Raw genomic sequence first — 19,851 nt, 5'->3', positions numbered from 1 at the left:
GGCGGCGGAGCCTGATCGGGAGCGGCTCCGGCGCGGAGGGTCAGGCGGCGGGCTCGGCGCGGCGCAGCGGAACGGCGGCGTTGCTCGTCGGCTCGGGCACGATGCGGAGGCCGGCGCCGCTGTTGGCGCGCTCCATGAGGGCCTCGACCCACTCCGGGTTGATCGTGGGCTGGCGGCTGCCCTTGAACTCGAACTGGATCGGGATGGTCGGGTGCATCCACACGCCGCGGCGGCCGGTGCCGGCCTGGGGGCTCGCGTCGAGGGTGAGCAGGAAGCGCTCGTCGCGGCGGAACTTGTTGATGATGACGATCTGGAGGTGGGCGAGGGCGCGGTCCTCGACCTCGATGGCGGCGGGGGGAGTGCCGTACAGGATGTTGCCCATGGTGTGCTCCGATCTGACGTGCGAGTGGCTGACGTCCGTCACTCTATATCGCTAGAAAGACTTCCTACTAGTTGAGCTAGCTACTTACGTCGCGGAGTGCGTTTTCTGTCCATCGCCGCCGGACGCCTCGATTCTCCGACGGATCCGGGGCGCGGCAGAAGACCCCCGGAGTGAACTCCCGGGGACGAGCGGTCGCGGCCGTGGCGACGCCGGTCAGGCGCGGCGCTGCTCCAGCACGCCGTCGGCGTACTCGCCGATCGGCTCGCCCGCGAGCTCCTGGGCGGCGTCGACCGTCTCGGAGTCGGCCGGGCGCTCGACGATGTCGCGCATCGTCTGCAGGAAGCGGATGACGGTCCCGGCCTCGGAGGGGTTGAGCGTCTCGGCCGCCTCGAGCATGCGGCGGTGCATCTCGTCGAGCGTCTCGCGCACCTCGCGGTGGGAGGTGGGGGTGGCGACGATGCGGATGGCCCGGCGGTCGCTCGGGTGCGGCTCCCGGACCACGTGCCCGCTCTTGACCAGCCGGTCGATCAGCACGGTCGTGGAGGCGGAGGAGATGCCGAGGTAGGAGGCCAGGTCCTTCGGGCTGACGTGCACGCCCTTCTGCTGGCGGCGCATGAGGAACTGCACGGCCAGCAGGTCGTTCTCGCCCATGCCCATGGATCCGCGGGTCCGGCGGCGCATCGCGGCCTCCGCCGTGCGGAAGGCGCGCATCGCGGCGAGGACCTCCACCGCTCCGGGCTCGGTCGCCTCACCCGAGAACCAGAAGGCCCCGGGTCGCTTCAGCGTGACCTCATCCATGCCGAACAGTCTAGACAGTCTCGTAGCAAGAACATCTAGATAAGCCAACCTCCCCCGAGGTGCTTGCCCGAAAGGGCGGCGACCACTACGAAGGGACTACTAGTTAGACGAGCTAGTGACTCATTCGCGAAGGGAGCTGCCCGTGCTGGACGAACTCGACCGCCTGCAGCCGCTCCCCGCCGACGTCGTGGACCCGCTCGTCGGCTCCACCCTGGCCGGTCGCTACCTCGTGCTCGAGCGGGTGGGGGAGGGTGGCAGCGCCGTCGTCTACCGCGCCCGCGACCTCCGCCTCGCCCGCCAGGTCGCGGTCAAGGTCCACCGCGACGTCCCGGACACCCCCAACGAGCGGGCGCGTCGCGAGCGCGAGATCCGCTTCCTGATCGACTCGCGTCACGCCTCCGTGGTGGACGTCCTCGACCAGGGCGAGATCCCCGGCGAGGAGGGCGACCTCGCGTTCCTCGTCCTCGAGTACTTCGACCGCAGCGACCCGGCGGCCGACTGGTTCGGCTCCGGCGACCAGCGGCTCATCGCGGAGGTCGGGGCTCAGGTGGCCGATGCTCTCGCGCACCTGCACGCGCAGGGCGTCCTCCACCGCGACGTGAAGCCCGAGAACGTCCTCGTCCGCTCGCGCGCCACCGCATCCGGCTTCTCCGCGCACGAGGCCAAGCTCAGCGACTTCGGGATCGCCCGCTCGGTCGACGACGCCCGGCTCACCCGCTCCGACGTGCTGGTGGGCACCGCCGCGTACCTCAGCCCCGAGAGCCTCGGCTCCGGCCCGGTCGGACCGGCGTCCGACGTCTACTCGCTCGGGCTGGTCCTGCTCGAGGCCGTCTCGGGCCGCAGGGCCTACACCGGCACGACGCTCGAGATCTCGATCCAGCGCCTCCACCACGCGCCCGTCGTCCCGGAGACGGTCCCGGCGGAGTGGTGCGAGCTGCTGACCGCGATGACCGCTCTCGATCCGGCCGACCGCCCCTCCGCCGAGGAGGTGGCACGCCGGCTCTGGGCGCGCCTGGCCGGCGGCCCCGCCGCAGCCCCCTCCCGCAGCGGAGTCACGGGCACGGTCGCCCTCGTCGCCGCGGGCCTGGTCGGCGCGGTGACGGCCCTCTCGCTCACCGGCTGGCTGGGCTGAGCACCCCGAGCGGTCCCCGTCCGCTCAGGTTCCTCGCGAGCGTGCTCCCGTAGGCTCCGGGCGACCCTCGACCGACCCCGAGCCGCGTCGCCGCGGACCGAACGGAGCCGATCCCATGAGCCCCCGCCGCCTCTTCCGCCTGCTGTCGATCGTCGAGGCGGTGACCTGGACTCTCCTGATCGTGGGGATGCTGCTGAAGTACGCGGCCGGAGCCGGCGACTGGCCGGTGAGCGTCGCCGGGCCGATCCACGGGTTCGCGTTCCTCGCCTACGGAGCCGCGGCCCTGGTGCTCGCGGTGAACCAGCGGTGGTCGGCGGGCGCGACGGCGCTCGCGGTCGTCAGCGCGGTCGTGCCCTACGCGACGGTCCCGCTGGAGCGCGGCTTCGAGCGCCGCGGCCTGCTGGAGGGCCCGTGGCGGACGCACGCGACGGACGACCCGCGCGACCGGCGCGTGACGAGCCGGCTCCTCCGCTGGGCGCTCGCGCGGCCCGTGCTCGCCGGGGCGCTGGTCCTGGCTCTGGTCGCCGTGGTCTTCGCGGCGCTGCTCGTGGTCGGCCCGCCCGGGGGCGGCGAGGCCTGATCCCGCGCGCGGCGCGCCTCAGACGGGGCGCGTCTCCGCGTCGATGAGGATCTCGGCGGCGCGGCGTGCGTGCAGGGCGGCCTCCGGGGTTCCGGCGATGGCCGCGGTGGTCTGGGCGCCCTCGGCGAGGATCGCGAGCTGCGCGGCGAGCTCGGCGCCGCCTCCCGCCTCCTCGGCGAGGGTCGCGAGGAAGCGCTGGAACGTCTCCTTGTGGTCGCGCGCCATCTCGGCGACCATCGGGTTCGACGAGCCGAGCTCCCCGAAGGCGTTGATGAAGCCGCAGCCGCGGAACGAGTCCTCGGAGAACCAGTCGAAGAGGAAGTCGTAGATCGCGAGCAGCTTGCCGCGAGGTCCGTCCGCCGCGGCGACCCGGGTGGTCACGCCGAGGGTCCACTGCTCGTGCCGGCCGTGCAGGACGGCGACCACCACCGACTCCTTGCTCGGGAACTCCGAGTAGAGGCGCTTCAGCGAGACGCCCGAGGCCGTGCGGAGCTCGTCCATCCCGACGGACTGGATGCCGCGCTCGTAGTAGAGCCGGTCGGCGGCCGCGAGGATCGCCTCGCGGGGAGGGCGCTCGTCGAGGATCGGGGACATCCCTCCATGGTAGGCGGTACCAGAACGGGCGTTCTCGGTCGGCTGCCGCGCTCGCCGCAGGGGGTCCGGGGGTCGGACGCTGCTGCTAGCGTCGCGCTCGGGTGCGCAGGCGCCCGGGGACGGGAGGCGGACGCATGGTCGTCGCGATGCAGGCCGAGGGATTCGACGGGCCGGAGGCGCTGCGCGCCGTCGAGGTCGATCCGGGGGAGCCGACGCCCGGCAGGGTGCGGATCGCGGTGCGCGCCGCGGGCGTGAACCCGGCCGACGCGAAGCTCCTGCGCGGGATGTTCGGGCGCGGACGGGTGCCGGTCCGGCCGGGCAGCGAGGTCTCCGGAGTCGTGACCGCGGTCGGCGAGGGGGCCGAGGGGCCGCTCGGCCCGATCCGGGTGGGCGACGAGGTCGTGGCGTTCCGGGTCTCCGGCGGCTACTCCGCCGAGCTGGTCGCGCCCGCGAGCGCGGTCCTGCCCAAGCCCGCCGGGCTCGGCTGGGCGGCGGCCGCGGGCCTGCTGCTGGCCGGGACGACCGCCGAGCACCTCGTCGAGGCCACCCGCGTCTCCTCCGGGGTCACCGTCCTGGTGCACGGGGCGAGCGGAGCCGTCGGCTCGCTCGCTGTGCAGCTCGCGGTCGCCCGCGGAGCACGGGTGCTGGGCACCACGAGCGAGCGCGGCGAGGAGGTCGTCCGCCGCTTCGGCGCGGAGCCGGTCCGCTACGGCGCCGGGCTGGAGGAGCGCGTGCGCGTCCTGGCCCCCGGCGGCGTCGACGTCGCGCTGGACACGGCGGGCACCGACGAGGCGCTGGACGCCTCGGTGGCTCTGGTCGCCGACCGCTCGCGCATCGCCACCGTCGCCGGCTTCGAGCACGCCGCCCGCCTCGGCGGGATCCTGATGCTCGGCGGCGGACCGGGAGCCGATCCCGGCACCGCGCTCCGCGACGCCGCCCGGCCGGGCCTGCTCGACCGCGCCGGTCGCGGGGAGCTCGAGGTCGTGCTCGGGCCCTCCTTCCCGCTGACCGAGGCGGCCGCCGCGCTCGCCCTCGTCGAGTCGGGCCGCGCGCGCGGCAAGACGGTCCTGCTCCCCTGAACGAGACGTCCTCCCTCGACCTGCCGGCCCTCGGGCCCTTCGACTCCGCCGGCGCCGCGAGCCTCCTCCGCAACCACGCCCTCCCCGGAGTGGAGCGGGTTTCGGCCGACGGCCGGCGCCTGGAGCGCCTGCTCACCCTCGACGGAGCGCCGCGGCCGATTGTGCTCGAGGTGACGGAGACCGGGCTGCGGGTGGAGGCGGAGCCGGACGTGCTGACGCCGGCGGCCGCGGTCGTCCGTGCCTGGTTCGACCTCGACTCCGACGTCGTGGCGATCGGCGCCGAGCTCTCGCGGGACCCGCTGCTCGCCCGCTCCGTCGCGGCCCGACCGGGGCTGCGCGCGACGCAGTACCCGGAGGCGTTCGAGGCGGCGGTGATGGCGGTCCTCGGCCAGCAGGTGTCCGTCGCCGCGGCCCGGACCTTCGGCGGACGGACCGCCGCGGCCTTCGGCGCCCCGGGGGAGCGCGGTCTGCTGGCGTTCCCGGCACCCGCCGCCCTGCTCGCGCCGGAGTTCGAGGCGCTGCGCTCGGCGATCGGGATCACCAACGCCCGGGCGCGGACGGTCCGTGCCGTCGCCGAGGCCTTCGCCGCCGGACCCGTGCTCGACCGCGCGGGCGACCTGCCGGAGCAGCGGCGCGCGCTCCTCGCGATCCCGGGCATCGGGCCGTGGACGGCCGACTACCTCGCGCTCCGGTTCCTCGGCGATCCGGACGCCTTCCCCGCCGGCGACCTGGTGCTGCGGAAGGCGCTCGGCCGGGTGAGCACGGCGGAGGCGGAGGCGGCGTCGCAGGCGTGGCGGCCGCACCGGGCGCACGCGGCGTTCCACCTGTGGGCGAGCACCGGAGCGGTCTGAGCGGGCGGACGACCCGAGTCGAGAGCCGCGCCCGGACCGGCGGCCGGGACCGGCCGCCGACGGATCAGGTCAGGTACTCGACGTCGTCGTACAGGATCGGCGCGTCCTCGGCGTCCGGATCCTCGACCGGGACGTCCTCGTGCTCGAGGATGACCGCGACGCCCGGGGAGACCAGCACGCAGACCTCGCGCTCGCCGGCGACCGTGAAGCTCACCATGTCGCCGCGGTTGCGCACGGCCTCGACCAGGCGCTTCTCGAGCTCCTCGGTGTCGAGGGAGACGGCGAGGAGGAAGCGACGGCCGTCGATGCTGAGCGTGGTGCGCCGCATCGTCGCCTCGGGCTCGGGAGGCGTGCCGCGTCCACCGCGGCCGGGCGTGACCGCCTTGACCCGCAGCGACGAGGCGTGCATCCGGATGACGGCGTTCACGAGCCCGCCTCCGGGCGCGACTCGTGGTGGCGGCGGCCGCCGGAGCGGCGGTCCTCCTTCATCTCGGACTCGAACAGGTGGCGGCGTCCGCCGGCGAGCTCGTCGCGCGCGGCGCGCTCCTGCTCCCGGAACGCGGCGTAGTAGGTGTCGTCGTAGTCCTCGACGATCTGGAAGGTCCAGCGCCCCTCGATGACGTTGCGGCCGACGAGCTCGGCCTCGATCCGCTCGGCGGTCGCGGCGTGGCCGGCCTCGCGCAGCGCGTCGACGGCCTCGCCCAGAGCGAGGTCGGCCGCGCCGGTGAGCCGGTGGAAGCCGTAGAGCAGACCGCGGGCGTGCTCGACCGTCTCGAGCGCCTCCGAGAGCTTCCCGAGCGCCGCCACGGTGGCGTCGTCGAGACCCTCCGGGCGCAGGTGCGCGGAGTCGGGGTGGTCGTGTGAGCTGCTCATCCAGGTGAGCTTAGGCCGACCTAAATGCTCTGTGACCCCCTTGCGCCGCCGCCGGGAATGGTTCGTGCCCGGAGCGGCAGGGCGGTCAGGTGCACGTCGCGGAGCACTCCGTCGTCGGCGACGGCGGTCAGGAAGGTGCAGGCCGGCTGGCGCCTCCGATCCGTCGGGGAGCCCGGATTGAGCAGGCGGAGACCCGCCGGGGAGACGGTGTCCCAGGGGATGTGGCTGTGCCCGAAGACGAGCACGTCGGCACCCGGATGAGCGGCGTCGGCGCGGGTCTCGCGGCCGGTCGCCGCTCCGGTCTCGTGCACCACGCGGACGTCGAGGCCGGCGACGCGGGCGCGCGCGACCTCGGGCAGGCGGGCGCGCAGCGGCTCCGGATCGTTGTTGCCCCACACGGCCAGCAGGAGCGCCGCCCGCTCCTCCAGCGCGTCCAGCGTCGCCTCGTCGACCCAGTCGCCCGCGTGCACGACCAGGTCTGCCTCGTCGACCGCGCGCCACACCTCGTCCGGGAGGGCCTTCGCCCGCTTCGGGAGGTGCGTGTCGGCGAGCAGGAGGAGGCGGACCGGACCGTCGACCTCGGGTGGAGAGCCGTCGGGGCCGGGCTGGAGCAGGGGCATCAGCGGGCGGGGCCGGGCGTCGGCTCCACTCCGCCGTCGGCACCGGGCTCGTTCGCGGTCCCGGAGCTGCGGAGGCGGGCGTCGAGCGCCTCGAGGTCGGCGGCGAACCAGAGGTGGTCGCCGCGGTTCGACTCGACGACGAAGGCCTGCAGCGCGCTCGACTCCGCCACCGGCCCGCTGACGTCGCCGAGGATCACCAGCCGCTTGCCGTACGAGACGAACTTCTGCACGAACTCGCCGGCGATGCCGGAGCGCAGACGGAGGAACTCGGGGTCGAGCCGGCCGACGGGCACCACGATCGTCTCGACGTCGCCGCCGTAGGTCTCGCCGATCAGCGCGATCGCGTCGTCCGGGGTCGAGAGCGCGCCTCCGTCGTCGTCGACGAGCAGGAGGGGGACGCCCTGACGGGTCTCGGTTCTCATCGGGCCAGCCAATCACGTCGGCCGGGGAGAGGCGAGCAGTGCCGTTCGGGCCTCCGCTCGGATCGTCCATTCCTGGGCCGGCCGTGCTCGCGGGGACAGCCGATCGGGCGTCCGGACGGGCGGCCCGCACCGCCGCTACGAGCCCGGCAGCTCGACGCGGCGCTTGAAGCCCACGTGCGAGTCGACGAAGCCCAGGCGCAGGTAGAAGCGGTGGGCGTCGGTGCGGGCGGCGTCCGAGGTCAGCTGGACGAGCGGCGTGCGGAGCTCGATCGCAGCGACGTCCAGCACCCAGCGCATCAGGGCCGTGCCGATCCCGGCCGACCGCTCGGCGCTCGCCACCCGGACCGCTTCGACGAGCAGGCGGGAGCTGCCGCGGCGCGCCATCCCGGGGATCACGGTCAGCTGCAGCGTGCCGACCACGGCCCCGGCGCCGTCCACCGCGACCACGAGATCGTTGCCCGGGTCCTGCGCGATGCTCCGGAAGGCGGCCTCGTAGGCGGCCCCGTCCTCCTCGGCGGCGACGTCTCCGCGCCCGGCGCTGATCGGGTCGTCGGAGAGGAGCCGGACGAGCGCGGGGAGGTCGTGGAGCACCGCGCGGCGGAGGAGGAGGCTCCTCTCCCCGGGGCCGGCGTCGCGGGGGAGGGTCAGGTCGGCGATCATGCCCTCATCCTCCCTCTGCTCCACGGCGGGAGCGGTCGTCGGAGGCGGGCAGGACGCGGCTGAGAGCGGCAGGGGGATCCTGGTGCCCGGTCCGCACGTCCACGCGCCGCGTCCCGCAGCCGGCGCAGCGGACGTACACGACGACGCCCTCGCTGGTCCGGTGGGCCGACTCGGTCGTCCAGCCGTGCTCGTGCGGATCGACGGCGGGGGCGAGCGGCTCGGAGGGGTGCGGGGAGGGTGTGGAGGTGCGCATGGGAGCCACTGTGCTGTCATGGTCTTATGCAGCTCAACCCTTACGGCGAGTACGCGGTCCTGCTCGCCGCCTCCCTCGCGAACGACTGGCCGTCCGACCGCGAGGGCATCGAGGCGCGCACGCGCGAGTTCGGCATGACGATGGCCTTCGAGTCCGGCCCGGACGACCACGCCAGGACACGCGACGTGATCGACGAGTGGCTCGAGGTGGTCGACGCGCCGACTCCGAGCGACCGCGCGACGTCGCTGAACCGCCAGATGGCCGCGATCGCCGCGTATCCGCGCCTGACCGACCACGACGACGAGGGCTGGCACCTGCACTACCGCGACCAGGACCAGTCCCTGGCGCACGTCCTCCACGCCGTCATCGCGGTCGGCACGGCGCTGCACCTGACGACCCGGGGGATGAGCCGCCTCCTGCGGTGCGAGGCCGGTCGGGCGCCGGGCGACCACTGCAGGAACGTCGTCGTCGACGTGACGCGGAACGGCCGGCAGCGGTACTGCTCCGTCCGCTGCGCGAACCGGGCCGCGGTCCGGCGGCACCGCCTGCGGCACGCGGAGTGAGTCCGCGCCGCCCCGTCACTCCGCCGCGTCGCCGCCCGGCTTCATCCAGAACGGGGAGTAGTGGTAGCCGTCGAGGTCGTCGAACTGGCGCTGGTACATGAAGGGGTAGTCGTCGGTGTCGCCGATCCGGCCTCCCGCGGCGGCGGCCCGCTCGACGAGCTCGTCGACGGCCGCGCGGCTGTCGAGGTCGAACGAGACGGTCACCTTCGAGGGGGTGCCGGGGGCGCCGATCAGCTCCTCGGTGGCGCCGACGCTCTCGTACATGGCGCGGCTCGCCAGCATGACGGACGTGCCGGGACCGATCGCGAAGCAGGAGACGTCCTCGCGGGACATCTCGGTGTTCAGGGTCCAGCCGAGCGCGGTGTAGAAGGCGGTGGCACGCTCGACGTCGTCGACCGGGCAGGTGATGAAGAGGCTCATGCGCTCACCCTCGCCATCCGCGGGCGGGCCGTCAAGAGCTCCGCGAGGGAACTCCGGACGGCCCGCCGGGACTCAGCGGAACGACCGCAGCCGCAGGCTGTTCAGCACGACGAAGACGCTCGAGAACGCCATCGCGGCGCCGGCCACGAGCGGCCCCAGGAGTCCGGCCATCGCGAGCGGGATCGCGGCCACGTTGTAGGCGAAGGCCCAGAAGAGGTTGCCCCGGATGACCGCGAGGGTGCGGCGCCCGAGGCGCAGGGCGTCGGGCACCCGGCCGAGGTCGTCGCCGACGAGGGTGATGTCGCTCGCCTCGATCGCCGCGTCCGATCCGGCGCCCATCGCGATCCCCACGTCCGCGGCGGCCAGCGCGGCGGCGTCGTTCACACCGTCGCCGACGAAGGCGACGTGGCGGCCCTCCGCACGGAGGCGCTCGATCACCGCGAGCTTCTCCTCCGGCAGCACGTCGGCGACGACCTCGTCGATGCCGACGGCCGAGGCGACGGCCTGCGCCGCCCGCGGGTTGTCGCCGGTCAGCACCATCACCCGCAGGCCCCGCTCGCGCAGGGCGCGGACGGTGCGGGACGCCTCCGGCCTCGGCTCGTCGCGGAGGACCGCGAAGCCGCGCAGCGCCCCCTCCCAGCCGACGCCGACGACGGTGCCGCCCTCGGCGGTCGCTCGCTCGGCGCGCTCGGCGAGACCGCCCGGCGCGAAGCCCCACTGCTCCTCCAGCCAGCGCAGCCGGCCGGCGACGACCAGGCGGCCCTCGACCCGGGCGCGCACGCCGAACCCGGTGCTGGAGCGGAATCCGGTCGCCTCGGGGACGTCGAGGTGCGCGGCCCCGGCCACGATCGCCGCGGCGAGCGGATGCTCCGATCCGCGCTCGACGGCGGCGAGCAACCGCAGGCTCTCGTCGTCGCTGGACTCGACGACCTGGAAGGCGCCGGTGGTGAGCGTGCCGGTCTTGTCGAGCACGACCGTGTCGATCCGGCGCCCGGCCTCGAGCACCTCCGGCCCGCGGAGGAGGATCCCGAGCTGGGAGCCGCGGCCGGTGCCGACGAGGACGGCGGTCGGGGTGGCCAGGCCCAGCGCGCACGGGCACGCGACGACGAGGACGGCGACGGCGGGAGAGACGGCGGCGGCGAGGTCGGCGCCGGCGATCAGCCAGCCGGCGAGAGTTGCCAGGGCGAGAACCACCACGACCGGCACGAAGACGGAGGAGACGCGGTCGGCGAGCCGCTGGACGCGCGCCTTGCCGGCCTGCGCCTCCGAGACGAGGCGGCCCATCCGCGCGAGCGTGGTCTCGGAGCCGACGCGGTCGACGCGGACGGTGAGCAGGCCGTGCGCGTTGAGCACTCCGCCGGTCACGGTCGAGCCGGGGCCGACCTCGACCGGCACGCTCTCGCCGGTGAGCATGCTCGCGTCGATCGCGCTCGAGCCCTCGAGCACGGTGCCGTCGGCGGCGACGGTCTCGCCGGGGCGCACGCGGAGGAGGTCGCCGACGGCGAGCGAGGACGCGGGCACGCGCTCCTCCTGCCCGTCGGCGGCGATGCGCACGGCGTCCTTCGCGCCGAGGCGGAGGAGCGCCCGGAGCGCCGCACCGGCGTCGCGCTTCGACCGCGCCTCCAGGTAGCGGCCGGCCAGCACGAGGACGGGGACGGCGGCGGCGACCTCGAGGTAGATCTCGTCGTGGCCGGAGCGGCTGCCCAGCAGCTCGAACGGCATGCTCATGCCCGGCCGCCCGGCGTCGCCGAGGAACAGAGCCCAGACCGACCAGGCGAAGGAGGCGCTGACACCGAGGCTGATCAGGGTGTCCATGGTGGTGGAGCCGTGCCGCAGCGCCCGCCAGGCGTTGCGGTGGAAGGGCAGCGCGCCCCAGACCGCGACCGGCGAGGCGAGGGCGAGGCACAGCCACTGCCAGTTCGCGAACTGCAGCGGCGGGATCATCGAGAGCAGGACCACCGGCACGGCGAGCAGGGCGGAGACGCGGAGCCGGGTGCGCAGGGCGCGCCGCTCGCGGTCGTCGTCGCTCTGCTCCTCCTGCTCCTCCGCGGGAGCCGCCTCGCCGATGGAGGGGACCGACGCGCTGTAGCCCGCGGCCTCGACGGCGGCGATCGCGTCGGCCGGAGTCGTGCCGGGCGGGAGGGTCAGCGTCGCGCGCTCGAGGGCGAGGTTGACGGTCGCGTGGACGCCGGGGAGCGCGTCGAGGCGCTTCTCGACCCGCGCGACGCAGGAGGCGCAGGTCATCCCTCCGATGGCGAGCTCGAGCGGGGTGCCGGTGGTCTCGGCCACGTCAGCTCAGGGGAGCGAGGCGGTAGCCCGCGTCGGCGACGGCGGCGGCGATCTCCTCGCGGCCGAGCGGCCGGGAGGAGCCGACCGTGACGGTCGAGACCCCGTCGGGGGCGAGGGACACGTCGACAGCCGAGACCTCGGGGTAGGCGGCGAGCTCCTCGGTGACGCTGCGGACGCAATGCTCGCAGGTCATGCCCGCGACGCCGAAGCTCTGCACGGACGCGGCGGACAGGGAGCCCTGCGCCGCGTGGCCGGCGTCGGAGCGGCCGGCGCCGCCGTGGTCGCCGCACGCGCAGGCGCCGCCTCCGCCGCAGCCGCAGCCTCCCGTCGATCCGCTCGCGGTCAGGCCGAGGTCGATCCTGGTGCTCATGGGTCCTCCTGTGTCGTGCGTCCGGTCCGATCCGGTCGATCGGCCCGGTGGGCGTCCGGTCGGCACGCCGGTCGCGGCATACCCCCGGGGGGTACTCCATGGTAAGCCCGCCGAGCCCTCTCGGCAAGGCGGGAGGGCGGAGGAGGGATGATCTCAGGGGCGGCTCGGAGCCGCGCGAGGAGGGAGGGGCGCATGGATCCCGCATCGACGCCGCACTGGGGCGAGCCCCCGCCGCGCACGCCGCCGGCGGTCCCGCTGCCCCCGCGCACGCGGTTCGAGCCGACCGCGCTGCTCGCCGCGCCCCTGCCCGCCCCGGCCGCCGTCCGGGCCCGGGTCCGTCAGGCCGCCCCGGAGCGGCAGCGCCGGCTGGCGGCGCTCGCCGCCGTCACCGAGGGGTTCGCCGTCCTGCGCACTCCCGAGCTCGCCCGGGCGCTGCGCCGGATCGCGGCACCCGCCTCCGCCGCTCCGGCCGCCGCCGCCGCGGTGCTGGCCGTCGGCCGCGACGGACTCGAGCTCGCCGCCGAGCGCGCAGACGCCCTGCGCATCGCCGAGTGGGATCGGATCGTGTCGGTGGGCGTCGGCACCTCGCCCTCGGGTGCCCACCGGGTCCGCGCGCTGGTCCTGGCGGTCCTCGCCCCGCCGCCCGCCTCCGCCGTCCTGCGTGCGGCGAGGCGGCGCCCGCGCACCGTCCTCGTGCCCCTGGTCGTCGCCGCCCCGGCCGCCCTCGGCTGGCGCGTGGCCGACGACCGCACGTTCCTCCTCGCTCTCGACCGCCTCCAGCGCGCCCTCGAGGAGCGTGACCGGTGAAGGCGCGGCTCCGCTTCGCCCTCGCGGCCGTCGCCGTGCTCGGCCTGGGCCTGGCGCTGCGGTTCGTGCTCACGGGGCTGCTCGCCGACCTCGCCGGCGGAGTGGCCTACGTCGTGCTGGTGGCGCTGCTGATCGCGGTGCTCCTGCCGCGCATCCCGGGCGTGACGGCTGCCGGGATCGCGCTGGCCTGGTCGATCGCGATGGAGCAGCTGCAGGCGATCGGAGTCGCGGGGCGCCTGGTCGAGCTGTGGGCGCCGCTCCGCCTCGTCGTCGGCACCACCTTCTCCTGGCTCGACATCGCGGCCTACGTCCTCGGCGCGGTCGTCGCCGCGGCCGTCCACCTCGCCGTCGCCCCGCGCGAGCAGTCCGCCTGACGGGAGTCCGCGCCCGGCGTCTCCTGTTCGCCCGTCGGCCGGGCTGCCGCGGGGCGTCCCGGCGTCCGCCGAGGCGCCGGCCTCGCCCACCGGACCGCCGAGGTGTTCGTGCGCTCCCCGAGGCGCCGCCGTCCCCGCGGTGCCTCGCCGGCGGACGCGGTGTCTCGCCGCAGGAGCGACGCCGACCGCCGGAGCGGCGCGGTCCCTCCGCCCCCGCGCCCCTGATTAGGGTGAAGCCATGAGCGAGCCGGCACTCCCCGAGACGACGGCCCCGCGGGCCTCGGCCCCGCACGACCACCGCCGCGACCGGCGCATCCCCGAGCCGGTCGACCGGTTCGCCACCGGCGAGGAGTACCCCGAGTACCGCGTCGACCTGGAGCGGATCCGCTTCTCGCCCTACTTCGCCCGACTCTCCGCGGTGACCCAGGTCATCTCGCCCTCCGGCGTCGGCCAGGTCGTGCACAACCGGCTCACGCACTCGATCAAGGTCACCGCGGTCGCCCGCGCGATCGCGATGCAGCTGACCACCACCGATCCCGCCCAGCGCGAGCTGGTCGAGCGGCTCGGCGGCTGCGACCCGGTGGTCGTGCAGGCCGCGGCCAGCGCGCACGACCTCGGCCACCCTCCGTTCGGCCACCTCGGCGAGCAGGCGCTCGACCGCCTCGCGCGCGAGCGGCTGGGGCTCGCGGAGGGCTTCGAGGGCAACGCGCAGTCGTTCCGGATCCTCTCCGAGCTCGACGTCTGCGAGACGGTGGAGGTGGGGCTGAACCTCACCGCCGCCTCCCGAGCCGCCGTGCTGAAGTACCCGTGGGGGCGGACGGTCCACCGCCCCGGCATCGACTCCGCCGACCCGACCGAGCTGCCCCGCGGCTCGACCGCCAGCCGGTGGGAGACCGCTCCGCCGAAGTTCTCGGCGTACACCCTCGACCTCGACGACCTGCTCGACGCCCGCTCCGGCTTCGCCGCGATCGCCCCCTGGCAGCAGACCCTCGAGTGCTCGGTGATGGACGTCGCCGACGACATCGCCTACTCGCTGCACGACCTCGACGACTTCTACCGCGCGGGGGTGCTGCAGCAGGCGGCCGTCGCCGTGGAGTTCCGCGCGTTCCTCCGCGAGCAGAACGCGCTCGCCGCCCTCGACGCCGAGGAGCTGTGGGCGCGGGCCCCCGGGCATTCGCTCGAGATGCTCCGCCGGAGGCTCGTGGCCCGCGACCCGTGGATCGCGAGCGACGAGCACTTCCGCGCCTCCGTGGAGCGGGTGTCGACCGAGCTGGTCGAGGGGCTCCTCGCGCTCCCCTTCGACGGATCGACGCGCACCGAGCGCGCGATCGAGGCCTTCGTCTCCTCCTGGATCGGCCGTCTGCAGCGCTCCGTGGTGGTGCTCGCCGAGCCGAACGTGCGCTCGGGCCACCTCTCCCTCCTCCCCGACGCCTGGCACGACGTGGCCGTGCTGAAGTTCGTGCACACCCGCTTCGTGATCGATCGGCCGGACTTCGCCACCTACCAGCGCGGCCAATCGCAGGTGCTCGAGACGCTGGTGACCCACCTCGACGCCTGGCTCGAGGATCCGCGCGACGGCTCGCGGGCTCCGCAGAAGCTGCTCGACCTGATCGAGCTCGCGACCGACGGCTACTTCCGCCTGCGCGCCGACCACCCCGACTGGCTCCCGTCGGACGAGCGCGGCCGGCCGACCTCCGACCCGGCCGCGCTGCAGCGGCTCGGCCGGGGGCGCGGTGTGGTCGACTACGTCGCGACCCTGACCGACGAGCAGGCGATGGCGCTCGCCGCCCGCCTCCGCGGCGATCGCGAGCCGTGGGCGATGGGGACCTGACGCCCCGGCGGGTGGGTTGACACCGCGCGTCGCGTGTGGCCTCGGCGGCTCCTCGCCCGTCGTTCCGGGGGAGGAGCCCCCGCCCGGCCGCCGAGGACGCGTTCCGCGACCGCCCAGCGGGCGTCCAGGAAGCGCAGCCTGAACGACAGCGTAAAATCACGGAGGCACATGCCAGGATCGACAACTCGACAGGGAGTTCCGTTGGACGGAAACGCAACGACCACGCACCGCAACGTCGCATTGCTGTCCGTCGCGACCACGCTGGCTCCGCGCGTGACCACCTCGGCCGAGATCGAGGCGCGGCTCGCTCCGGCGCTCAAGCGCCTGCGGCTCCCCACCGGGCTCCTCCAGCGCGTCGCCGGAGTGCACGAGCGCCGCAACTGGGGCTCCGAGCAGGGCTTCGACGGAGCGGCGATCGACGCGGGCAAGCGCGCTCTCGCCGAGGCCGGCGTCCGCGCCGACCAGATCGGCCTGATCATCAACACGTCGGTGACCCGCAAGCACCTCGAGCCCTCGGTCGCCGTGCGCCTGCACCACGGGCTCGGCCTGCCCTCGTCGGCCATCAACTTCGACATCGCGAACGCGTGCCTCGGCTTCGTCAACGGCATGACCCTCGCCGCGCAGCTGATCGACTCCGGCCAGATCCGGTACGCGCTCATCATCGACGGCGAGGACGCCGACGAGATCCAGGTCAACACCATCGAGCGCCTGAGCCGCGAGGGCGTCAAGCGCAAGGACTTCATGAGCGAGTTCGCGAGCCTGACCCTCGGCTCCGGCGCCGCCGCGGCCGTCCTCGGCCCGGCCGACGAGCACCCCAAGGGCCACCGCATCCTCGGCGGCATCACCCGCGCGGCCACGCAGTTCAACGAGCTCTGCGTCGGCAGCGTCGACGGCATGTTCACGGACGCGAAGGCGCTGCTCAAGGGCGGCATGGAGCTCGTCCTCTCGGCGTGGAAGGAGGCCACCCGCGACTGGAACTGGAGCGGGATGGACCGCTACATCACGCACCAGGTGTCGGACGTGCACACCGACGCCCTGGTGAAGGCGGTCGGCATCGACCGCAGCCGCGTCCCCACGACCTACCCCACCCTCGGCAACGTCGGCCCGGCGTCGATCCCGATCACCCTGGCCCAGGAGGCCGAGACCCTGCAGCCGGGCAACCGGGTGCTGCTCATCGGAGTGGGCTCGGGCATCAACACCGCGATGCTCGAGATCGCCTGGTGAGCGCGCCCCACCCGGCCGAGCGGATCCGCGGAGCGCTCGGCTCCACGGCCGCGGCGCAGCTGCCCCCGGCCGGGCTCGACGGGCTCGATCCCGCGTGGTCGCGCCTCGTGGACGCTCCGGACGCCCAGGGCGTGCCGCGCCGCTGGCACCTGCTCGACACGGGCGAGGCCCTCGGCACGGAGCCCGTCGGCACCGTCCTCTGCGTGCACGGCAACCCCACCTGGTCCTACCTCTGGCGCCGCCTCGCGGCCGCCATGCTCGAGTCGGCCCGCAGCGGAGGTCCCGCCTGGCGGGTGGTCGCGGTCGACCAGCTCGAGATGGGCTTCTCCGAGCGGACCGGCGCCCTGCACACGCTCGCCGACCGCGTGCGCGAGCTCGCCAACCTCACCGACGTGCTCGGCCTCGACGACGTGGTCACCCTCGGCCACGACTGGGGCGGAGTCGTCTCGCTGGGCTGGGCGGTCGACCACCCGGAGCAGCTGCGCGCCACGATGCTCCTGAACACCGCGATCCACCAGAGCGCCGACGAGCCGATCCCGGCCCCGCTCCGGCTCGCGCTCGCCTCGGGTGTGCTCGGCGCCTCGACGGTCGGCACGCCGGCCTTCCTCGAGACGACCCTCGCGCTGGGCCACCCGGCGCTGCCCTCCGCGGTGAAGGAGGGGTACCGCGCGCCCTACCGGTCCGCGTCGCGCCGCGGCGGAGTGGGCGGCTTCGTCGCCGACATCCCGGTCGACTCCGCTCACCCGAGCGACCCGGAGCTGCAGCGCATCGCCGAGGGCGTCAGCGCCCTGACGACGCCGGCCCTGATGCTCTGGGGCCCGCTGGACCCGATCTTCTCCGACCGCTACCTCGACGACCTCGTCGACCGGCTCCCGCACGCGCAGGTCCACCGCTACGAGGGAGCGGGCCACCTGGTGGCCGAGGACGTCGACTACGCGTCCGCCGTCCTCACCTGGCTGGGCGACCTCTCCGACCGCGAGGAGCCGTTCGGCGGCGACCCCGCCCCCGACGTCCGACGCCCGACCGCGCCGGTCGAGCCGCTCTGGGCGCACCTCGACCGCAATGCGCAGGACGACTCGCTCGCCCTGGTCGAGATGGCGCCTCCCGGAGGCGGCGGGCCCCGCTCGGTCTCGTGGCGCCTGCTCTCGCAGCGGGTCCGCGAGCTCGCCGCCGGGCTCCGCGCCTCCGGCGTCTCCCCGGGCGACCGCGTCTCGCTCCTCGTGCCGCCCGGCGCCGACCTGACGGCGCTGCTCTACGCGTGCCTGCGCATCGGAGCCGTCGTGGTCGTCGCCGACGCGGGCCTGGGCCTGCGCGGTCTCACCCGCGCGGTCCGTGGCGCCTGGCCGGATCTGGTGGTCGGCGCCCTGCCCGGCCTCACCGTCGCGCGGGCCCTCCGCTGGCCCGGCGGCCGGATCTCGACGCAGACCCTGCCCCGCGCCTCCGCCTCGGCCCTCGGGGTCGACACCTCGCTCGCGCAGCTGATCGAGCTCGGCCGCGCCGAGCTGGCCGCCGACCCGGAGGCGCTGGACGAGGCGCCCGCCGCCGACGCCGTGGCCGCGATCCTGTTCACCTCCGGCTCGACCGGCCCCGCCAAGGGCGTCGTCTACACGCACCGCCAGCTCGCCGGCGTCCGCGACGCGCTCGCCCGCCAGTACGGGATCGGACCGGGCACCGGCCTCGTCGCGGGCTTCGCGCCGTTCGCCCTGCTCGGTCCTGCGCTGGGCACGCGCTCCGCCACTCCGGACATGGACGTCACCGCGCCCCGGACGCTCACCGCGGCCGCCGTCGCCGCGGCCGCCGCACGGGTCGACGCGACCGTGCTGTTCCTCTCGCCGGCCGCACTGGCCAACGTCGTGGCCACCGCCGGCGCGCTCGACGCCGACGACCACCGGGCCCTCGCCGGCGTGCGCACCTTCCTCTCGGCCGGCGCCCCCGTCTCGGCGGGACTGCTCGGCGAGGCGCAGGCGCTCATGCCGAACGCCTCCGCCCGCACTCCCTACGGCATGACCGAGGGGCTGCTGCTCACCGACGCGTCGCTGGAGGGCATCCGCGAGGCCGCCTCCGACGACGATCCGCGCGGAGGCGTCTGCGTGGGCGTGCCCGCCGCGGGCGTCCGGCTGCGGATCGCCCCGCTCGACGCCGGCGGCCGCGCCGCGGACGAGCCGGAGGAGATCACCGGCACGACCGGCGAGATCGTCGTCTCGGCAGGTCACGTCGAGGACCACTACGAGCGCCTCTGGCTCACCGACCGCGCCGCCCGCATCGGCGCCGTCCCGGGCGAGCGCTGGCACCGCACCGGGGACGTCGGGCGGATCGACTCCACCGGCCGTCTCTGGGTCGAGGGCCGCATGCCGCACGTCGTCGTCACTCCCGACGGCGTCGTCACGCCGGTCGGACCGGAGCAGCGGATCGAGGCGCGCGTCGCCTCGGTCGCCCGCGCCGCGATCGTCGGAGCCGGCCCGCGCGGAGTCGCGCAGCTGGTCGCCGTGGTCGAGCTGCGCTCGGGCGCGCGCCGCGTGGTGCTGGCCGAGGAGGCCCTCGCCGCCGAGGTGCGCGCGGCCGTCGGCCGGCCCGTCGCCGCGGTTCTCGTCGTCCCGGCGCTGCCCACCGACATCCGCCACAACTCCAAGATCGACCGGGCCGCGCTCTCGCGCTGGGCCGAGGGCGTGCTCGCCGGCGGCCGGATGGTGGCGCCGTGAGGGTCCTGGTCACCGGCGCGAGCGGCCTGCTCGGCGGTGCGGTGGCCGCGGGCCTCGTCGCCCAGGGGCACGTGGTCCGCACCTTCCAGCGCCGGCCCTCCGGGGTCGCGGGCGTCGAGGAGGCGCGGGGCTCGCTGACGGATCCGCGCGCGGTCGAGGAGGCCGTCGACGCGGCCGAGGGCGTCGTGCACCTCGCCGCGAAGGTCTCGCTCGCCGGCGATCCGGGCGACTTCGACCGCGTGAACGTCGACGGCACCCGGCGTCTGCTCGCCGCCGCCGCCCGCGCCGGCGTGAGCCGCTTCGTCCAGATCTCGTCGCCCTCCGTCGCCCACTCCGGCTCCTCGATCACCGGCGACGACGCCGAGCCCGCCGATCCGGACCGGGCCCGCGGCGACTACGCGCGCACCAAGGCCCGGGCCGAGCTGCTGGCTCTGGCGGCCGACGCCCCCGGCTTCGCGGTGGTCGCCGTGCGTCCGCACCTGGTCTGGGGTCCGGGCGACACCCAGCTCGTCGCCCGCATCGTCGAGCGGGCGCGCGCCGGCCGGCTGCCGCTCCTCGGGCACGGCCAGGCGCTGATCGACTCCACCTACATCGACAACGCCGCCTCGGCGATCGTCGCCGCTCTCGGGCGGGCGGAGGAGGTGCACGGCCGCTCCTACGTCGTCACCAACGGCGAGCCGCGCCCGGTCGCCGAGCTGCTCGCCGGGATCTGCCGCGCCTCGGGCGTCGAGCCGCCGCGCTGGTCCGTCCCCGCCTCCGTCGCCCGCGCTGCGGGCTCGCTCGTCGAGCGCGTGTGGGCCGTGCGGCCCGGCGCCGATGAGCCGCCGATGACCCGCTTCCTCGCCGAGCAGCTCTCGACCGCGCACTGGTTCGACCAGCGCCGCACGCGCGCCGATCTGCAGTGGAGCCCGTCGGTCACCCTCGACGAGGGTCTGGCGCGCCTGTCCGCCGCCCGCTGAGGCGCCGGCTCCGGAGACGACGGAACGGACGGGACCCCGTCGCCGAGGCGAGGGGGTCCCGTCCGTCCGGG

23 protein-coding genes are annotated in these 19,851 nt (G+C 75.2%); 11 read left to right on the top strand and 12 right to left on the bottom strand.

The features are described from left to right. Nucleotides 1-40: 40 nt before the first annotated feature. Both C5C10_RS06770 and C5C10_RS06765 read right to left on the bottom strand, forming a co-directional pair. Nucleotides 41-382 carry an ATP-dependent DNA ligase gene (locus C5C10_RS06770; RefSeq protein ID WP_104224199.1) on the bottom strand — a complete coding sequence of 114 codons (342 nt, stop codon included), beginning with the start codon at nt 380-382 and terminating at the stop codon, nt 41-43. Nucleotides 383-595: 213 nt separating this feature from the next. Next, nucleotides 596-1,180, bottom strand: coding sequence for a MarR family winged helix-turn-helix transcriptional regulator (locus C5C10_RS06765; protein ID WP_104224167.1), 585 nt, complete (start codon nt 1,178-1,180; stop codon nt 596-598). A gap of 142 nt (nt 1,181-1,322) precedes the next feature. On the opposite strand from C5C10_RS06765, the gene C5C10_RS06760 reads away from it, so the two are divergent. Together C5C10_RS06760 and C5C10_RS06755 are read left to right on the top strand one after the other, a co-directional pair. After that, nucleotides 1,323-2,312 (top strand): serine/threonine-protein kinase, encoded by a 990-nt coding sequence (locus tag C5C10_RS06760; RefSeq protein WP_181073406.1) that lies wholly within the window; start codon nt 1,323-1,325, stop codon nt 2,310-2,312. Nucleotides 2,313-2,427: 115 nt separating this feature from the next. Beyond that, complete coding sequence (locus tag C5C10_RS06755; protein ID WP_104225947.1) at nt 2,428-2,892, top strand: DUF3817 domain-containing protein; 465 nt, start codon at nt 2,428-2,430, stop codon at nt 2,890-2,892. Nucleotides 2,893-2,910: 18 nt separating this feature from the next. Here C5C10_RS06755 and C5C10_RS06750 read toward each other — a convergent pair whose 3' ends face one another. Further along, nucleotides 2,911-3,486 (bottom strand): TetR/AcrR family transcriptional regulator, encoded by a 576-nt coding sequence (locus C5C10_RS06750; RefSeq protein WP_104328865.1) that lies wholly within the window; start codon nt 3,484-3,486, stop codon nt 2,911-2,913. A gap of 134 nt (nt 3,487-3,620) precedes the next feature. On the opposite strand from C5C10_RS06750, the gene C5C10_RS06745 reads away from it, so the two are divergent. Further along, the gene (locus tag C5C10_RS06745) at nt 3,621-4,565 is read left to right on the top strand and encodes an NADP-dependent oxidoreductase (protein WP_258060461.1); all 945 of its coding nucleotides are present in this window, start codon (nt 3,621-3,623) and stop codon (nt 4,563-4,565) included. Beyond that, nucleotides 4,562-5,416 carry an AlkA N-terminal domain-containing protein gene (locus C5C10_RS06740; protein ID WP_308471209.1) on the top strand — a complete coding sequence of 285 codons (855 nt, stop codon included), beginning with the start codon at nt 4,562-4,564 and terminating at the stop codon, nt 5,414-5,416. Before C5C10_RS06745 ends, C5C10_RS06740 begins: the two co-directional genes overlap by 4 nt. A gap of 64 nt (nt 5,417-5,480) precedes the next feature. On the opposite strand, the gene C5C10_RS06735 is transcribed toward C5C10_RS06740, so the two are convergent. The 6 genes from C5C10_RS06735 to C5C10_RS06710 form a co-directional block, all read right to left on the bottom strand. Then, nucleotides 5,481-5,843 (bottom strand): hypothetical protein, encoded by a 363-nt coding sequence (locus tag C5C10_RS06735; protein ID WP_104224172.1) that lies wholly within the window; start codon nt 5,841-5,843, stop codon nt 5,481-5,483. Beyond that, nucleotides 5,840-6,289, bottom strand: coding sequence for a hypothetical protein (locus tag C5C10_RS06730; RefSeq protein ID WP_104224173.1), 450 nt, complete (start codon nt 6,287-6,289; stop codon nt 5,840-5,842). Before C5C10_RS06730 ends, C5C10_RS06735 begins: the two co-directional genes overlap by 4 nt. 20 nt (nt 6,290-6,309) lie before the next feature. Further along, nucleotides 6,310-6,909: a metallophosphoesterase gene (locus tag C5C10_RS06725; RefSeq protein ID WP_104287709.1), complete on the bottom strand. Its 600-nt coding sequence runs from the start codon at nt 6,907-6,909 to the stop codon at nt 6,310-6,312. After that, nucleotides 6,909-7,331, bottom strand: a complete 423-nt coding sequence (locus C5C10_RS06720; protein WP_104224175.1) for a DUF4180 domain-containing protein — start codon at nt 7,329-7,331, stop codon at nt 6,909-6,911. Before C5C10_RS06720 ends, C5C10_RS06725 begins: the two co-directional genes overlap by 1 nt. A 135-nt stretch (nt 7,332-7,466) precedes the next feature. Then, nucleotides 7,467-7,991, bottom strand: a complete 525-nt coding sequence (locus C5C10_RS06715) for a GNAT family N-acetyltransferase (protein ID WP_104257134.1) — start codon at nt 7,989-7,991, stop codon at nt 7,467-7,469. A 4-nt stretch (nt 7,992-7,995) separates the two neighbouring features. After that, on the bottom strand, nt 7,996-8,244 hold the full coding sequence (locus tag C5C10_RS06710; RefSeq protein ID WP_104224177.1) for a hypothetical protein: 249 nt from the start codon (nt 8,242-8,244) through the stop codon (nt 7,996-7,998). A gap of 26 nt (nt 8,245-8,270) precedes the next feature. Between C5C10_RS06710 and C5C10_RS06705 the strand changes: the two genes are divergently transcribed. Further along, a complete protein-coding gene (locus C5C10_RS06705) occupies nt 8,271-8,807 on the top strand; it encodes a CGNR zinc finger domain-containing protein (RefSeq protein ID WP_104328864.1) in 537 nt (178 codons plus the stop codon). 15 nt (nt 8,808-8,822) lie between these two features. Here C5C10_RS06705 and C5C10_RS06700 read toward each other — a convergent pair whose 3' ends face one another. From C5C10_RS06700 to C5C10_RS18190, 3 genes are all read right to left on the bottom strand, one after another. Then, on the bottom strand, nt 8,823-9,227 hold the full coding sequence (locus tag C5C10_RS06700; protein WP_104328863.1) for a VOC family protein: 405 nt from the start codon (nt 9,225-9,227) through the stop codon (nt 8,823-8,825). Nucleotides 9,228-9,299: 72 nt separating this feature from the next. Next, complete coding sequence (locus tag C5C10_RS06695; RefSeq protein ID WP_258060460.1) at nt 9,300-11,516, bottom strand: cation-translocating P-type ATPase; 2,217 nt, start codon at nt 11,514-11,516, stop codon at nt 9,300-9,302. Between the two features lies 1 nt (nt 11,517). After that, nucleotides 11,518-11,886, bottom strand: coding sequence for a heavy-metal-associated domain-containing protein (locus C5C10_RS18190; protein WP_104257137.1), 369 nt, complete (start codon nt 11,884-11,886; stop codon nt 11,518-11,520). A gap of 192 nt (nt 11,887-12,078) precedes the next feature. Here C5C10_RS18190 and C5C10_RS06685 point away from each other — a divergent pair, with 192 nt between their 5' ends. The 6 genes from C5C10_RS06685 (at nt 12,079) to C5C10_RS06660 (ending at nt 19,780) form a co-directional block, all read left to right on the top strand. Further along, the gene (locus C5C10_RS06685; protein ID WP_104262386.1) at nt 12,079-12,693 is read left to right on the top strand and encodes a hypothetical protein; all 615 of its coding nucleotides are present in this window, start codon (nt 12,079-12,081) and stop codon (nt 12,691-12,693) included. Beyond that, on the top strand, nt 12,690-13,067 hold the full coding sequence (locus tag C5C10_RS06680) for a DUF2809 domain-containing protein (RefSeq protein WP_104328862.1): 378 nt from the start codon (nt 12,690-12,692) through the stop codon (nt 13,065-13,067). Before C5C10_RS06685 ends, C5C10_RS06680 begins: the two co-directional genes overlap by 4 nt. Before the next feature lie 238 nt (nt 13,068-13,305). Continuing rightward, nucleotides 13,306-14,898, top strand: coding sequence for a deoxyguanosinetriphosphate triphosphohydrolase family protein (locus C5C10_RS06675; RefSeq protein WP_104224182.1), 1,593 nt, complete (start codon nt 13,306-13,308; stop codon nt 14,896-14,898). 168 nt (nt 14,899-15,066) lie between these two features. Then, complete coding sequence (locus C5C10_RS06670) at nt 15,067-16,122, top strand: 3-oxoacyl-ACP synthase III (protein WP_104224183.1); 1,056 nt, start codon at nt 15,067-15,069, stop codon at nt 16,120-16,122. Then, nucleotides 16,119-18,821 carry an alpha/beta fold hydrolase gene (locus C5C10_RS06665; protein ID WP_258060459.1) on the top strand — a complete coding sequence of 901 codons (2,703 nt, stop codon included), beginning with the start codon at nt 16,119-16,121 and terminating at the stop codon, nt 18,819-18,821. Before C5C10_RS06670 ends, C5C10_RS06665 begins: the two co-directional genes overlap by 4 nt. Beyond that, a complete protein-coding gene (locus C5C10_RS06660) occupies nt 18,818-19,780 on the top strand; it encodes an NAD(P)-dependent oxidoreductase (RefSeq protein ID WP_104328861.1) in 963 nt (320 codons plus the stop codon). Before C5C10_RS06665 ends, C5C10_RS06660 begins: the two co-directional genes overlap by 4 nt. Nucleotides 19,781-19,851: the final 71 nt, after the last annotated feature.

The sequence above is a fragment of the Rathayibacter sp. AY1A3 genome (assembly GCF_002930975.1).
GTDB lineage: Bacteria > Actinomycetota > Actinomycetes > Actinomycetales > Microbacteriaceae > Rathayibacter.
The sequence above is the reverse complement of the archived record's forward strand: the minus strand, read 5'-3'. Positions and strand labels throughout refer to the sequence as shown.